At 73.6% G+C, this 715-nt stretch carries 1 protein-coding gene; it reads left to right on the forward strand.

From position 1 onward, the window contains the following. Positions 1-102: 102 nt before the first annotated feature. On the forward strand, positions 103-715 hold a 613-nt coding region (locus E1266_RS37570; protein WP_132055372.1), incomplete at its 3' end, for a TRIC cation channel family protein.

Raw genomic sequence — 715 nt, forward strand, 5'->3', positions numbered from 1 at the left:
GAGCGCGTCGAAGACGGCGCACCGCACCTCGCCGGCCCCGCCCCCGGCGCAACGCGGGTGACGTAAACGTTGAGCCGAGAGGCGAGCGTGTAGAAAGGCGGGATGGGCTCCGTACCGCCGTTGCTGCTCGCGCTGGACCTGGCCGGCACCTTCGCCTTCGGCCTCAACGGCGCGCTGACGGCCGTGCGCGCGACCCGGCTGGACGTGGTCGGCGTCGTCGGCCTCGGGATGATCACCGCGCTGGGCGGCGGGGTCATCCGGGACGTCATCCTCGGCGCGGTCCCGCCCGCCACGTTCGTCGACTGGCGCTACTTCGCGCTCGCCACGGGCGGCGGCCTGCTCGCGTTCGGCTTCAGCCGGATCCTGGACCGGCTGGAGATGCCGATCACGGTGATGGACGCGATCGGGCTGAGCACGTTCGCCGTCATCGGCGCGAGCAAGGCACTGGCCTACGGCCTGGGCGTCGGGCCCGCCCTGCTGCTGGGCGTGGTCACCGGCGTGGGCGGCGGCACGATGCGCGACGTCCTCATCGGCCGGATCCCCTCGGTGCTCCGCAGCGACCTCTACGCGATCCCGGCCTTCGTCGCCGCCGCGATCACGGTCGTGGCCACCCGCCTGGACCTCTACGGGCTCCCCGCCGCCCTGCTCGCCGTCGCGGCCTGCTTCGTCATCCGCATGCTCGGCGTCCACCTGGAACTGAACGCCCCCGGCCCGC

The organism is Actinomadura sp. 7K534, assembly GCF_004348575.1.
Classification (GTDB): domain Bacteria; phylum Actinomycetota; class Actinomycetes; order Streptosporangiales; family Streptosporangiaceae; genus Spirillospora; species Spirillospora livida.